Annotated in this window: 14 protein-coding genes; 12 read left to right on the top strand and 2 right to left on the bottom strand. The window is 47.3% G+C overall.

What is annotated here, in order from left to right:
- Positions 1-186 precede the first annotated feature (186 nt).
- Positions 187-795 (bottom strand): L-threonylcarbamoyladenylate synthase, encoded by a 609-nt coding sequence (locus tag ACNI23_RS09530; RefSeq protein ID WP_420248243.1) that lies wholly within the window; start codon positions 793-795, stop codon positions 187-189.
- A gap of 203 nt (positions 796-998) precedes the next feature.
- On the opposite strand from ACNI23_RS09530, the gene ACNI23_RS09535 reads away from it, so the two are divergent.
- Positions 999-2,672, top strand: a complete 1,674-nt coding sequence (locus tag ACNI23_RS09535; RefSeq protein WP_420248245.1) for a glycosyltransferase family 2 protein — start codon at positions 999-1,001, stop codon at positions 2,670-2,672.
- Between the two features lie 17 nt (positions 2,673-2,689).
- On the opposite strand, the gene ACNI23_RS09540 is transcribed toward ACNI23_RS09535, so the two are convergent.
- Positions 2,690-3,280: a TrmH family RNA methyltransferase gene (locus tag ACNI23_RS09540; RefSeq protein WP_420248247.1), complete on the bottom strand. Its 591-nt coding sequence runs from the start codon at positions 3,278-3,280 to the stop codon at positions 2,690-2,692.
- Positions 3,281-3,435: 155 nt separating this feature from the next.
- Here ACNI23_RS09540 and ACNI23_RS09545 point away from each other — a divergent pair, with 155 nt between their 5' ends.
- From ACNI23_RS09545 to ACNI23_RS09595, 11 genes are all read left to right on the top strand, one after another.
- Complete coding sequence (locus tag ACNI23_RS09545) at positions 3,436-3,831, top strand: response regulator (RefSeq protein ID WP_420248248.1); 396 nt, start codon at positions 3,436-3,438, stop codon at positions 3,829-3,831.
- 27 nt (positions 3,832-3,858) lie between these two features.
- Complete coding sequence (locus tag ACNI23_RS09550) at positions 3,859-4,596, top strand: histidine kinase (RefSeq protein ID WP_420248250.1); 738 nt, start codon at positions 3,859-3,861, stop codon at positions 4,594-4,596.
- 5 nt (positions 4,597-4,601) lie between these two features.
- Complete coding sequence (locus tag ACNI23_RS09555; protein ID WP_420248252.1) at positions 4,602-6,368, top strand: chemotaxis protein CheA; 1,767 nt, start codon at positions 4,602-4,604, stop codon at positions 6,366-6,368.
- Positions 6,369-6,557: 189 nt separating this feature from the next.
- Positions 6,558-7,319, top strand: a complete 762-nt coding sequence (locus tag ACNI23_RS09560; RefSeq protein ID WP_420248254.1) for a substrate-binding periplasmic protein — start codon at positions 6,558-6,560, stop codon at positions 7,317-7,319.
- Between the two features lie 107 nt (positions 7,320-7,426).
- Positions 7,427-8,224 (top strand): sirohydrochlorin cobaltochelatase, encoded by a 798-nt coding sequence (locus ACNI23_RS09565; RefSeq protein ID WP_420248255.1) that lies wholly within the window; start codon positions 7,427-7,429, stop codon positions 8,222-8,224.
- Positions 8,225-8,314: 90 nt separating this feature from the next.
- The gene (locus ACNI23_RS09570) at positions 8,315-9,874 is read left to right on the top strand and encodes an ASKHA domain-containing protein (RefSeq protein WP_420248256.1); all 1,560 of its coding nucleotides are present in this window, start codon (positions 8,315-8,317) and stop codon (positions 9,872-9,874) included.
- Entirely contained in the window at positions 9,864-11,090 is a 1,227-nt protein-coding gene (locus ACNI23_RS09575) for a small ribosomal subunit Rsm22 family protein (protein WP_420248258.1), read from the top strand. The genes ACNI23_RS09570 and ACNI23_RS09575 overlap by 11 nt, the downstream gene beginning before the upstream one ends.
- A gap of 7 nt (positions 11,091-11,097) precedes the next feature.
- The gene (gene lipB / locus ACNI23_RS09580) at positions 11,098-11,742 is read left to right on the top strand and encodes a lipoyl(octanoyl) transferase LipB (RefSeq protein WP_420248260.1); all 645 of its coding nucleotides are present in this window, start codon (positions 11,098-11,100) and stop codon (positions 11,740-11,742) included.
- Positions 11,684-12,559 (top strand): lipoyl synthase, encoded by an 876-nt coding sequence (gene lipA / locus ACNI23_RS09585; protein WP_420248262.1) that lies wholly within the window; start codon positions 11,684-11,686, stop codon positions 12,557-12,559. Before lipB ends, lipA begins: the two co-directional genes overlap by 59 nt.
- A 315-nt stretch (positions 12,560-12,874) precedes the next feature.
- The gene (locus ACNI23_RS09590; RefSeq protein WP_420248264.1) at positions 12,875-14,092 is read left to right on the top strand and encodes an HDOD domain-containing protein; all 1,218 of its coding nucleotides are present in this window, start codon (positions 12,875-12,877) and stop codon (positions 14,090-14,092) included.
- Complete coding sequence (locus ACNI23_RS09595) at positions 14,079-15,206, top strand: HD domain-containing phosphohydrolase (protein ID WP_420248266.1); 1,128 nt, start codon at positions 14,079-14,081, stop codon at positions 15,204-15,206. Before ACNI23_RS09590 ends, ACNI23_RS09595 begins: the two co-directional genes overlap by 14 nt.
- The last annotated feature ends 14 nt before the right edge of the window (positions 15,207-15,220 follow it).

Consider the following 15,220-nt stretch of genomic DNA (forward strand, 5'->3'; position numbering starts at 1 on the left):
AATACAACGACAAAACAAGGACAACAGGTTAGACTAAATACCCGCAAATCAGTACAAAAACTTTTACCCATTCCAAAAGCAGCACCCGAATACGGCATCGGGGGTAAAATATTTTTTACCGCCCTAATAAAAAAGACCTACCCTTAAAAAAGGACAGGTCCAAACAATACTATTTGCTATAAGCAGTTAGTCCACAATCACAAATCCGGCATTGGTTAATTGCTCACGCGTAACCACACCATCCCGAAATATTTTGATTTTATTGCCTGCAAGCGGTTCCACAACAGTTGAGGGATTTCCGCCTTTCGGGCCTGGATCGGGGGTATAAACCCCTTCCACCATGATAGTCAGTTCTGCATCCAGCTCTGCGGCAACACCCGTACCGGGCTTGCCGCTCATATTTGCACTTGTGGCGATAAGCGGGGTGTGAGCCTTTAGGCACAGTTCTGCTGCGCGCGTATGATCGGTCCAGCGGACTGAAGTATATCCACGAGAATCCTTGACTGCAGAAGGAAGTTCTTCCCGGGCCTTAACCAGAATTGAAAGCGGTCCGGGCCAAAATTTTCTTGTAAGCTTTAGCAATTCAAAAGAGACAGATCCAGTAACAAGGTCAAGCTGGTCAATACTGCCGATAATCAGCGGCAGCGGTTTAGATACCGGGCGTCCTTTGATAAGGGCGACACGATTCGCAGCCCTTTCATCCATGGCATCTGCACCAATGGCAAAAAGGGTTTCCGTGGGATAAACTAAGACCCCACCGGTCCTTATAATATTTACAGCTTCCTGCTCAATCATACCTGTCTTACTCCCAAAAAACGCATTACAGCATACGGAGCGACTATTAATACCAGCTTTATGCTGTATGTCCAGCATCTTTTATTGCGCCGGAAATATCATTATTAAAAGACTACACTGAAGACGGTAGAAGCAGCATGACTTTATCATCTGTTTGGCATAATAAAAGATGCTGTCAGTATATGAACAAATGGAGATGATAAATGATTGCTGCCGCACATAATTTCAATACTGAGAAAGTTGAACAATTCCTTTCTGCAGTCAAAAATTCAATCCCCATCTGGGTTATGGGAACTGAAGAACTTTCCCACCAGAACGGATTGATCAACGTATTTCAGCACCTTTCATCCGGTAAGCCCATGTTTGAGGAAGTTAGTGCAGGACTGTCGCTGCTTGCATGGCAACAGAATCCGTTTGACCGTTCCGCAGCTGTACGATGCATGGGCTTAAATGATACTTCCTGCCCCGCATCTCAGCTGGGTATGCTGCAAAAATTAATCAAAACACCGGTATCGGAAATCCCTCTCCAAGACCTCGACAATCTCTTTCAGGCTGGAGACCCTGCCCTGATTATCCGTCATCTTTTTCCCCTGCTGCGCGGCTCGGACGGAATGAGCTGGCTGACCCATTCATGGGATACCCTCCTGCGTATGGGCAATGCGGAACTCCCGCGCACAGCTCTCGAACTAGTCAATTGGGATGCCGATTTATTGCAGCTTAAACAGAGACTTAAAGCGCAGTACAATTTTTTATACAGTTCAACAGAAGAGACTTTGCAGGCTCTAAATGAACTGGACCACGATATCTGGTCACTGTGGCTGGATTATATGCGCAGCGAATTGCTGATCCGTACCGGACAAACCGAAGAAGGAACGGCATTACTGGCTGAACTTTGGAAAAACAATATATGGAACCTGAACTGGGGACAAAAGCTGCACGGGCTGCTTAACCCGATCGAAACTTCCGATGCCCTCGTCAACTCTGAAGAAGTCGCCATTCTGCTGTACTCATGGAACAATGGACAGCTTATTGAAAATACACTCAAAAATGTAGCGGCTTCAAACATTGGTAACGCGCGGGTTTTCGCCTTGAACAACGGTTCTGACGACAGCACAGGGCAAGCGATCAATGAAGCACAGTATCTTTTCTGTAAAGATTGCTACAAACCTATACATCTGCAGGTTAATGTTGGTGCCCCTGCGGCACGAAACTGGCTGCTGGCAGAACCGGAAGTACGCAAAGCCAAATGGGCGGTATTTCTGGATGATGATGTGGAACTTGAACCGAACTGGCTGGAAGAGCTGCTGGCGACCGCGCAAAGTTACGGCAATCCCGGAGCTGTGGGCTGCAGGATAACATCAACCGGAGCACCGAGATCATTGCAGTCGGCGGACTACCATCTCTTCCCGCCCGGGAACGGAACTTCACAGATTGAAGGACTGACCGAACGGATCATGGTCTTTGACAGCTGCCGCAACGGTTTTGATTACGGACAATTTTCATATACCCGTCCGGCAATGCATGTATCAGGCTGCTGCCATATGCTGAATATGGAAGCAATTCAGCAGTGCGGAGATTTCGACGTACGTTTCAACCCGACCCAATTCGATGACCTTGAACGTGACCTGCGCGCAGCTTTAGGCGGCTTTGAACATATTTACGCCGGCCAGTTGCGCATCGGACATATCCAACACTCAAGCTTGGCCAAGGCAAGTAACGTACGTTCTATGGCGCAGGTTTTCGGAAACAAGATAAAACTGGAAAGCAAATACAGCGAGCATGACCTGAACGTCCTTTTTGGAAAGGATCTGGCCATGCTCTGGCAGGATGCTGAACGCAAATGGAAAGAGCTTGCAGCAGCCCTTACACAAAGATAGCTGAAAAACTTTATCTACTATCTGGCTAACCATTCAGCGGTGAGTTTCTCCATCTCTTCGGGGGTAAAAGACGGATTGTCATACATACCCTTAGCAAAGCGCTGGGAAAAACCGTGGTAAAGAATCAACGCAGCAGCAACGGATACGTTGAAGCTCTGGATCATGCCCTGCATGGGAATGTAGACTTCATCCGGTACCAATTCCGCAAGCTCAGGGGCAGTCCCGCTATGCTCATTACTCAGGATAACAGCAGAAGGTTTACTGAGATCAAAATCCATGAGCGGCTTTGCTGTCTCGGAGAAACCGGTCCTAAGTACCTGATATCCTTGCTCACGCAACCCACCAACCATCTTTACAGGATCAGTATGTTTAGTGCGCTCTACCCATTTCTTACCTGAAGCAGAAGATTTTTTTGCAAGTTCGGGCCATTGTGATACAGTATAGTATAAATGTATGCCGTATATGCCGAAGGCATCACAGCTTCTGAGGATGGCCGAAACATTGTGGGGATCCCATACATTATCAATAATGAGGGTAAAATCCTTCTGGCGCTTTGCCAGAACATCCCTGACCCTTGCTTCTCTTTGAGGTGTTCTCTGTCTTTCCATGGCGTACTGGGTACCCAACCTTTTGCAAGTTTGCAAGGGTTGACCTGAAACAGGTTACAGCGCGACACAAGCAAAACATGAGCAACCACATTTGATTGATTTAAAAAACATGATGTGCAATGATTTCAGAGGATATATATTTCACGGAGGCTGTAATGCGTGCGCTGATTGCTGAGGATGAATTTGTAGGGCGAAAACTACTGTCGACCTTTCTTGCTCCACTTTTCGTGATCGATGTCGCGGTAAATGGAAAAGAAGCGGTTGAAGCATACAAACTGGCTTACGAAGAAGGTGATCCATACAGTTTGATACTTATGGACATCATGATGCCTGAGCAGGACGGACTTTCCGCCCTGGAAGAAATAAGATTTTTTGAGAAAGAAAAAGGAATGGCCCAGCACTGCAAAGTTATTATGACAACAGCACTGGACGACCCGAAAACTGTCATCCGTTCCTTCCATGATGCAGAAGCATCAGCCTTCATTGTAAAACCCGTTAACAGAGAAAAACTGTACAAAGAGCTCAAGAAAATCGGGCTTATGAACAAATAGACATTTCCGGCAGATGGAGCACCGCTTATGAGTGAAGACGATTCTCTTATTGAAGAATTCTTTTCAGAAGTAAATGACAAGTACTACCCGCAGGTACTTGAAGGAATCGACCTCCTCGATGAACAACGCATTGAGGAAGGCATTGAAGTGCTCTCACGCCCGCTGCACACCATCAAGGGTGTAACCGGATTCATGTCCGGTTTCGAGCCGGCCTCGACTTTTACCCACAAGGTTGAAGATTACCTGAAAAAAATGCAGGCCGGAGAAGTCGAGCATGACCTCATGCAGATTGCTCTTGCAATTGAATCCGTCAATACAATTTTCATGCTTATCGAACAGCTCCGGGAATCCGGAAGCTTCGACAAAGCTCTGACTGATGAAATTGAATCCCGACTCTCAGGAGAAAGCAAGAAAACCGGAGCTGTAGACGAATCCGGCATCAATCCAATTGAGCAGGAACAACTTCCCGATGCCCGGATATTCACCCTCAAGGTCAGCAGAATATACAGCTCCGAGCAATTGAAGATGGCGGAAAAAAGTCTTCAGTCAATTAACGATGGAGACAGGATCCTTTTTGATTTTGGAATCACCATGTCTGTAGGGTCTGCATTTTTCGAGTTGATTGCCTCGTATTCCGAAAATTGCGACATAGGCATTACCGGCATGAACAGTCATTGCACAAGTACCTTTTATTCTTGGGGCTTCCAGCGCTACCTGACGGAATTTGACAGCAGGGAAAGCTTTCTGAATAACACTGGAGTTTAAGGATAATGAAGGACAGTATTTCCAGTTGTATAAGCCAGCTTCAAGAATCAATTATCAGCCTTGAGCACGGTTCCGGTGATATCAATGATGTGCTGAAAGCACTGGGGCTTGATAATGCCCAGATGAGATCAGCCCAGATAATCGCCCTTATGGATATGCTGAGTGACGGCATAACTCCCATCACGCCGGACCTGATCACCTCCCTGCTTGATATAGCTGAAGCGCAAAAAAAGTTTTTCTATTGCATCGGCGGGTTGCTTGATCAAGGCGGCGCACCGGTTGAGTCAAAAAAAGAAGCAGAACCTGCATGTGATCTTAAGTCCCGGGAAGAACTGGCAAGCGCACCGGATAAGTACGAACAGGAAATGATGGCCGAGATGCTGGCCATGACCGGAGAGACTCCCCTCGAAGATGAGGGCTGGGAGAAAGTTGAAGCACAGCAAGAAGATTCGCCTGTTGAAGCGGAGAAAAGACTGGAGCAGGCACCAGAGCAGGCTGAAAAAATTGAACCTGCTGCAGCTGCAAAACAAATTTCTGACGAGGAAGAAAGCACCACGGTCCAGCCTACTCCTTCGAAAAAGAAAGATGCTCAGGCTATTTCATCCATCCGGGTTTCCACCCAGCAATTGGATTCGCTGATTGAACTTGTAGGAAAACTGATGGTTACCTATGCAGTTATCGCGCAGACAAAAACAGACAATATTTCTAAAATTGCATCCAGTCTTTCAGAACTGGATAAAGTCATCCGCAATCTGCAGTCTGAAGTGGATGAAATCAGGCTGGTACCCCTGAAACAGATTTTTATGCCAATGCACAGGCTGGTTAAATCCACTTCCCAAAAACTCGACAAACGCATCAAATTCACCATTAACGGGGAAGAACTGGCCCTTGATAAAACTATCGTGGAATGCCTCAATGAACCGCTGGTGCATTTGCTGCGTAATGCGCTCGACCATGGTATTGAATCCACTGAAGACCGCCAGATGTGCGGCAAAGACGAAATGGGCAATGTCAGTTTGAATGCTTTCCGCAAAGGCGAATTCGCTTACATTGAAATTACCGATGACGGTAAAGGGCTTGATGCCGATGTATTACTCAGCAAAGCCCTGGAGCGCGGCCTTGCTGATCCTGAAAAGGACTATGCCAAGGAAGAAATTTACGAATTTATTCTCCAGTCCGGCTTCTCCACCGCCAGTGCTGTCACTGACATTTCCGGGCGCGGGGTTGGAATGGACGCAGTAGTCACTGCTATCCAGAATACTCTGGACGGTAAGGTTTCAATCTCCAGTGAACTGGGCAAAGGTTCCACCTTTACCATTGCAATCCCCTTAAGCCGCTCTGTGAATGAAGGAATTGTGGATGCACTTGTAACAACGGTAGGACCGGAAACATTCATCTTTCCCAGCCGGGAAGTTCTTGAAGTATACGAACCTGTTGAAAAAGAATTCACAGACCTTCCTGACGGCCGTGAAACTGTTTCCGTACGCGGTAAAATTCATCCTCTTATCCGCATATACAAAGTTTTTGACCTCCCGGCACCATCCGAAGAAGTCATCCCTAAAGTTATCCTAGTCAAAATGGGAGATACTGTTGCCGCGATTATGGTTGATGAGGTCCTACGCCAACAGAAGGCTGTAGTTACCGGATTCACCCTTCCTGTGAACTCTATCTACAAACTGCCGATTCTGGGCTTTGGAATGATGGGCGAGCACGACGCCCTTGTGATTGATACGGAAACTCTGATTGCTTCATACATGGAAGGAGATTCCTGATTATTCCTCAACTTTTCAGCAACCTTGGTTATATTTGTAAAAGTGAGTTTTCCACTACTAACATTACCCTGCATTAAAAGAATCACGCAAAAAGTCGCCTGTCCTCATGGTTTTTCAGCTGGAAGTGATATACCATTGTGTCACGAAGCTAAAGATTTAGCCTGAGCTATCCCTTTGGGAGGGCATAAAATGATCCATTTTATAAGAATATTTTTTTATTGCATATTTCTATTATGCGCGACGACAGCCTTTGCAGATCAAGAGAAGACACCGCAGGCAAGTGTAGCCACTGACTATTGGCCGCCTTTCAGAATCAAACAGCAGGGAAATAAGATTGGTGGTATCGACATCGATATGATGGCCCTGATTGGAAAGCGGATGGGAGTAGATTTCAACATTACCCGAATCCCTTGGCCTCGGTGTCTACTGTATATGAAAAACGGCAAAAAAGACTTCATGACTGGAATTGCAAGAACCAGCGAAAGAGAAAAATATATAGTCTACTCGAACACACCCTATTATTCATGCCGTCCGGCTTTTTATTCCCTTCAAAATTCGGGATTAACGATAAATGAATATGAAGACCTGAAAAAAGTAAAAGTCGGTTACACCCGTAATTCAGCATATTTTCCAAGGTTTGACGCAGACTCTTCTTTGAAGAAAATCGATAAGGACTCGGAAAAACAGCTTCTCGATATGCTGACTGCCGGCCGCCTTGATGTAATTATCGGTACAGATTGTCAGGTTGACTACGAACTCAAAATACGAAAATTGCAGGGAACAATTATAAAACAACCCTACACACCTGATCACAGTATTGACCTGTACATCGGCGCATCCAAAAAATCCCGATGGAACTTCAGAATGCGAGAGCTGAATAAGATACTCCGGGAATTAAAAGAACAAGGCGCGATAAAAGACATCGCTGATAAATACCTTAGCAAAAATTAAAAAATCAGAATTTTCCAAGCCCACAGGAAAAACTTTTCTCTGTGGGTTTTGTCTGCTATGCATGCGTGTTCACGAGAACGACAATAAACAGAGCAGGAAATAACAAGATGAAAAAAGCCATCCTTTTCGCAGCACACGGATCAAAAAATAGAGCCGCCAGCTCAGCTATGGGTAACATATTGAAGATGGCTAAAGAGGCCCACCCGGACATTCCGGTATTCAGTGCTTTCACTTCCGGCCACGTGCTAAAGAAACTTCGTGAACAGGGTCAAAAGCTGCCAACCGTAAAGCAGAATCTGGAAAATTTATCAGCAGAAGGATTCACCCATGTAGTGGTTCAGTCGCTGCACGTTATTCCCGGAACAGAATTCACCAACATCAGCAGATTGCTGGACCGTGTAGAAAAAGGTGAGATTAAATTTGAAAAAGCAGTACTCGGTGAACCGCTGCTGACCAATGATCAGGAAATTGATGAAATTTCCGATATCATCCTCGATCTGCTGGAAGAACGTAATCCGCAAAAAGAAGCACTGATCCTTGTTGCACATGGTTCCAAATATTCCGACAGCGGCAACTCCCTGTACGACAAGTTCAAGGAAGTGCTCGAAGCAAAAGATAAAAACGCCTACCTCGGCAAGCTCAATGCTGAAGGCGGTATCGAAGAAATCAGTGATAAGATCAAGGAATCCGGGATAAAAAAGACTTACTTGCTGCCCCTTCTATTCGGAGCCGGGAACCATGTAAAAAAGGATATGGCCGGAGAGCATAAAGACTCATGGATGAACATCGTTGCTTCCCGCGGTATTGAAACAATACCAGTTGCGAAAGGAATTGGAGAATTTGATATTTTCGCCCAGCGCTGGATGGACAAGCTTGAAAAGGCCATCAAGCAACTGGAAGAATAATCAACCCACAAAAAAATTTGCTGCTTGATTGTCCCCCGCACCGCATATACATTATGCTGGTGCGGTTAATTTTTTTAAAGACTGAAAACAATGGGAAAAAAAATCATCGTGCACAACCATGACGGAGAAGTCATGGAACTCGCACCGACAGAAGGGCTGAATATTGCCCAAACCCTTTTCCTGAGCGGAGCATTCCAAGGTGTGCCACTCTGTTCGGGCATGGGTAGGTGCGGCTTGTGTAAGGTGCGCTTTAAATCCGATCCTCCGCTGCCACGCAAGGAAGAACTGCATAAATTTTCCCGCGAAGAAATAGAATCCGGATGGAGGCTTTCCTGTCTGCATCACGCAAAAGCAGCCGAAATCTTTCTGCCTAGACCGGAACGAGTGGTTCCTAAAGTTTCAGATAAATTTTCCCGCGAACTAACCGAAGATCTGGCCCTTGCAGTAGATCTGGGTACCACCGGGATGCACTGGGCTTTTACGCTAAACGGAGAGACAGTAAAATCAGGACAGGAGCTGAATCCGCAGATCGGCCTCGGCAGTGAGGTAATGTCCCGGCTGGCCTTTGCCGCAAAACCGGAGCAGCGCGAGATTCTTTCCAGATTGGTCACCGAGCGGCTGCAATCTATAATTCTAGAAACGGTCCCGGTAAAAGAGCTGGTAATATCCGGCAACCCGTCCATGATCTCCATCCTTGCACAGGATAATGTGGAAAGTTTAAGTCGTGCACCCTACTCCCTGCCTGACAAGGGTGGTAAACGGTTAAAACTTGACGCAAAGCTCCCGGAAGCGTACATCCCGCCACATCTGGCTCCGTTTGTTGGAGCAGATATAACCGCCGGGATCGTGGCTCTGAATTTTTCCGAAGTAAAAGCGCAGCCGCCATATCTCTTCGCTGATCTCGGCACCAACGGCGAATTCGTACTCTGCCTTTCCGAAGAGGAATACATTGTCTGCTCCGTTCCTATGGGGCCGGCCCTTGAAGGAGTGGGCATGAGCAACGGCCGTACAGCCGGACCGGGGGCAGTGTCAGCTTTCACTCTGACCCCGTCTGGACTTACGCCGGCAATCATAAAAGCAGATACCCCGGAACAAGAACAAAAGCCCGGTATCACCGGGACTGGTTACCTCTCACTCTGTTCCCTGCTGCTCAAATCAGGTGTGCTGACCCGCGAAGGACAATTCGGTCCGGGAAACACTCCTTTTGCCGCAAAGCTGGCTGACAAGATGACAGAAATAAACGGGACTCCGGTCCTTGATCTGGGATACGAGGGACTTACCCTTCCGGCCCCGGATGTGGAAGAAATTTTAAAAGTAAAAGCGGCCTTCAACCTCGCAATGTCCGCCCTGCTGGAAAAAGCCGGGTTGGCACCTTCCGATCTTAAAGAACTGATCCTTGGCGGGGCAATGGGGCAGCACGTAAATATAAATGATCTGGTAGCAACCGGATTCATCCCTGCGGAAAGCGCTGCAATCACCCGCGCCGCAGGCAACACCTCCCTTAAGGGAGCAATAGTTTTAACACATAATCAAGAAGCAAGGGATTTCGCCTCCTGCCTGCCCGCACGTTCCGAAGTTCTGGAACTGGCCGGAAGCAGCGATTTCGGACAGAAATACCTTGAGAGGATGATTTTCAAATATGTCTATTAAAGTAAGTTCACTTTTCCCCCTGCCGACCAAGGAAGTATCCAAAGAGTTGGATAAATATATAAAAATTTTACAAAAAACCGTTCCCCTGAAAGCCAAACACAGCCACGAACTTAAGTACGCCATCCGCGATCTCTCACGAGACCTGACCGGAGAACGTTCCAACCTGTCCAACGACTACATGGGTGATCCGCGCAGCCTGAATGCATACCTGCGTTACTTCCTGCCGTGGAACCTGTACCGTCTTGCACGCCTCTTTCAGGGTCTTGATATCAAACTGCCCGATAACGGCGTGGTTGTGGACCTCGGAGCAGGACCGCTGACAGTTGCACAGGCTCTGTGGATCGCAAGGCCGGACCTGCGCGAAAAGAAGCTGACCTTCATCAATGTGGACCGCACTCCCAAGCCCATGCGCGAAGGCAGCCGTCTTTTCGAAGCATTGGCCGGCGAAAAATCCCCGTGGCGCATGGTTAACGTCAAAGGCGGATCCACCTCCAAGATACGCGAGAAAGCACACCTGTTGGTCACCGCCAACATGGTTAACGAAGTATCCTCCGGAACACGTACCCCGCTTCCGGTCTGGGCGGAGAAATTCTGCCTGTCCATGGTCCACAAGCTGGCCCCGGAAGGCCGTATCCTGATTATCGAACCGGGTATCCGCCGTTCCGGCAGGGTCCTTTCCGTAATCCGTCAGGAATTCGTCAACGCAGGATTCCCCATTCTCGGCCCCTGCACTCACACAGAAGAATGTCCTATGAGTGGCGAACAGGGCAAAGCATGGTGTCATTTTAATTATGATTCCGAACACGCCCCGGCATGGCTGCAGAAACTTTCAGCCCAATGCCGCCTTGAGAAGGACAATGTAAGCCTGAGCTTCCTCTATGTCGGTCTGCGAAAAGAAGAAGTGGAAGCTCCTCGCGAAGGCGAAATGCTCATCCGTGCGATATCCGAATCCTTCCGACTTGATGAAGGCGGCTTCGGTCAATACGGTTGTGCGGAACAGGGACAGATTCTGCTTTCAGCGCAAGGCGGAGCAAAAACCTTATATCCCGGTGGACTTATCGGTATGCCCATTCCCGAAGAGGAAAAACGGGACGAGAAATCCGGCGCATTGATCGTGCCCCTGCCCATGCGTGAGAGCGACAGGCGTAAGCGCGAAGAAAAAGCAGGAAAGCCGCAGCAGAAAGAAGATTCACGTTCTTTTAAAGACAGAAAGTAATTGGAATATGGACTTTATAGATCTTGGATTAATCGCTCACGGGGAAGCTGAGAAAATTCAGCTTGAACGTTTGAAACAGGTGATGGAAGGAACTGCTGAAGATGCTCTATATTTGTTGGAGCATCCTCCAGTGGTTACTTTGGGTCGTCAGGGCGGACTGGAGAACCTGCTCATCAGCGAGGAAGCCCTCAATGCCATGGGAGCAGAGGTAGTCCAAACCGCAAGAGGCGGTAATATCACCTGTCATTATCCCGGACAAATGGTGGTATACCCTGTCATGCGCATTGAGAAACGGCGCGGTGGAATTAAAAAATTCTTCTTTGATATGGAAGAAACAGCGATCCGCACAGCTGCCCGTTTTGGTGTTGAAGCAGCCAGAAGCGAAGGCAGGCCCGGAGTATGGGTCGGTCCCGGCAAACTCTGCTCCATAGGCATCGGGGTCAAAAAATGGATCACCTACCACGGCTTGTCGTTCAATGTTTCCAGTGACATGAAACTTTTCGACGCCATCACCCTCTGCGGGCTGCACGGCGCGCACCCCACTTCCCTTTCACGGGAGGCTGGCAAGGAAATTTCTACCGAGGAAGTAAAAAATGTCTTCAGAGAAGAATTCGGAAAAGTATTTACGGATACCGCCGTGGCTGCGGGTTAAGCTACCCACCGGAAGGACTTTCAACGATACCAGCAAAATGCTGGATGACCTGAATCTGAACACGGTCTGCCAGTCCGCAAAATGCCCCAACTGCTGGGAGTGTTTCTCGCGTAAGGTGGCAACATTCCTGATAATGGGTAACAACTGCACCCGTAACTGTGCCTTCTGCAACATCTGTCCCGGCTTGATCGAACCTCTGGATGCGGACGAACCGCGCCGTGTGGCAGAGGCTGTAACGCGTCTGGGCCTGAAATACGCCGTCATCACTTCTGTTACCCGCGATGACTTGGATGACGGTGGTGCAGCCCACTTTGCGGAAACAATCGAACGTATCCGTGCCGAGCACGCCGAATGTAAGATTGAAGTGCTCATCCCGGATTTCAAAGGCAACCTTGATGCGCTCAAGACTGTAATCGCCGCCAAGCCGGACGTAATCAACCACAACGTGGAAACCCCGCCCGAGCTGTACCCGGAAATCCGCCCGCAGGCCGATTACAAACAGAGCCTAGAGCTTATCGAACGGGTCAAACAGCTTAGCGATATCCACGCCAAGTCAGGACTCATGGTCGGTCTCGGAGAAACGGATGAGCAGGTCTATCAGGTCATCGATGACCTCGCAGCCATCAATTGCGACATCATCACTATCGGCCAGTATATGCGCCCGTCAAAAGCACATCCGGCAGTAAAACGTTACGTGGAACCTGCTGTTTTCGATAAATACGCCGAATACGGCAAAAAACTCAATGTGCCGCATATGTTCTGTGCACCGCTGGTACGCAGCTCATTCAATGCCGCCGAAGCTTTTGATAAGCTCTAAAAACGCTTTATTTCAGACTGTTACTAAATACGGAACTTTCACTACGAAAGTTCCGTATTTTTTTTGTGTACTGCCGCCAAAACAATCACGAAAATAACATAATCTATTATTAGTACTAACAACAAAGTCCGTTGGCAGAAGAACGAATTCAAAACAAATTACCTCATAATATAAAGATCTTAGCCATATGCAACGCTCATTATAGAAATCCATAACACCCAAACAAACATTGATATCTTCTTTACAAAAAAAACAAAAACGCGATATCCATTAAGCAAGGAACACAAATACTTAAAAAGAAAAGCAAGGAAAACTATGATCCCGAAAATTCTCTTTATCGATGACGATAAGAATATTCTGGATAGCTTTAGGGCTACTATGCACGGCCTTCGCAAAGAATGGAAAAGCTACTTTGCCTCCACCGGACAGGAAGCACTGGAAAAGCTTGGAAAGGCTGAATTCGATATTGTCATTAGCGACACGAAAATGCCGGATATGGACGGAAGTGAACTACTCCGTAAAGTTGCTGAGATACAACCAGATACCATCCGCATAACGCTATCCGGGCATTCGGATATGCAATCATTGCTGAAATCGGCAAAGCATACTCATCAATTCTTGAGCAAACCCTGCAATACAGAAGTCTTGATCGGAACCATCCGTAAGATGATGGAACTGCGTCCAGTTCTCACAGACCACAAAGTCAGGGAGATTATAACCGGACTTGATACTCTGCCGGTACTGCCGGATTTATACATCGAAATTACCAATGAATTAAACAAACCGGAACCGAATCTACAAAAACTGGGAGAACTGGTCAAAAAAGATCCGGGCATATCCACAACACTCCTTAAAGTGGTTAATTCTTCTTTCTTCGGCTTCTACAATTCCGTTTCCAGTCCTGCGCGGGCCACTATCCTGCTTGGGACCGACGTCCTCAAAGGATTGATCCTCGGGGTCCATTTCATTCAACAACTAGATAAAGATATCCTCGGACCGTATTCCATAGAAAAACTCTGGGAGCATTGCCTGCAAACCGGTTATCTTGCTAAAGAAATCTGCGCATTTATGGATAAGGATGAACAGACGGTTACCAACTGTTTTGTGGGTGGGCTTCTCCACGACATAGGTAAATTCGTTTTCATCACCGAGATGAACAAAAAATATCAGAAAGTACTGGAACATGTCCGTGAATTCGGCGGTCCGGTAATTGATGTGGAAAAAAAGATTCTTGGCGTAAGTCATGCGGAAGTGGGAGCATACCTACTGGGACTGTGGGGATTCAATGAAGAAATAGTAGAGATGGTTTACTACCATCACTCTCTTGATAATTGCGAAGAAATCTTTACTCCGACGCACGCGGTCCATGCTGCAGACACACTTCAACACGAGCTTATACCTCACAGCAAAGGCTATGTCTTTTCAGAACTAAATACAGACAAAATGGCTTTGGCAAATCTTTTAGATCACGTTAACGATTGGTGCACTGTATGCAACAACCTGCTGGAGACAACTAAAGATGAAGAAGAATAGTGTTCTATTTGTAGACGATGAACAGAACATACTGGATACTTATAGAGCACTACTGCGCAAACGATTTAAAGTAGATGTTGCACTAGGCCCTGAAGAAGGAATTGAAAAAGTAAAATCATCCGGCCCTTATGCAATTGTTGTTTCCGACCTGAAAATGCCAAAAATGGACGGAATTACCTTTCTGACCAAAGTAAAACAACTGTCCCCGGATACTGTCCGGGTAATGCTTACAGGACATGCAGATCTTGAAGCTGCGATTTCCGCAGTCAACGAAGGATCGGTATTCCGTTTCCTGACCAAGCCAAGCTCCATTGACGAAATGATCCGCACGCTTGAAGCGGCAATGAAGCAGTACTCTCTCGTAGTCGCCGAGCGGGAATTGCTTCGCGGTACTTTGCGCGGCAGTGTCAAAGTTCTCACCGATATTCTGTCATTAACCAACCCGGAAGCCTTTGGACGAAGCGAAAGAGTGCGACGCCTTGCCGGATACGTAGGCCAAAATTTAAACCTGAAACAAACTCTGTATCTGGACCTTGCGGCTATGCTGGGGCAACTGGGTTGTATAACCCTCCCTGAATCTGTGCTTTTAAAAGTGTTCACAGGGGAGACACTCACTGCAGAAGAGCAGCAAATTTACGACATGCATCCATCTGTTACTGCGGGCATGCTTTCCCAAATTCCGCGGATGGAAATCGTTTCTCAGATCATCCTGCACCAGAACGACCGACTGGACGAGAATCCGACCATGCCCGTGGAATCACGGGTCTTGAAGGCCTGTCTGGATTACGATTCACTTATCCAGCAAAAAACAGATAAAATGGACGCAATCGCCATTTTACGAGGCATGGAAGGGATATACGACAACAAGGTTTTAGATGTTCTTGAAAAAGGAACTGCCGGAGAAGACGGCTATGTGCGCCGGGAAATTGAACTGGAAGAGCTCAAACCGGGGATGATTCTTGATGAAGGTCTCTGGAGTGAAGATGAAGTTCACCTTGTTGCCGAAGGCACGGAGATGACGGAAACAGCAATCATGCGAGTAAGAAACTTCAGTCGAGCCAAGAAGCTGCCTCCCAGAATCCGGGTTCTTGTTCCGCTTAAATATATTGACTAGACTTGGCAGAATCC

This window comes from Maridesulfovibrio pacificus (SeqCode) (genome assembly GCF_048612815.1).
Classification (GTDB): domain Bacteria; phylum Desulfobacterota; class Desulfovibrionia; order Desulfovibrionales; family Desulfovibrionaceae; genus Maridesulfovibrio; species Maridesulfovibrio pacificus.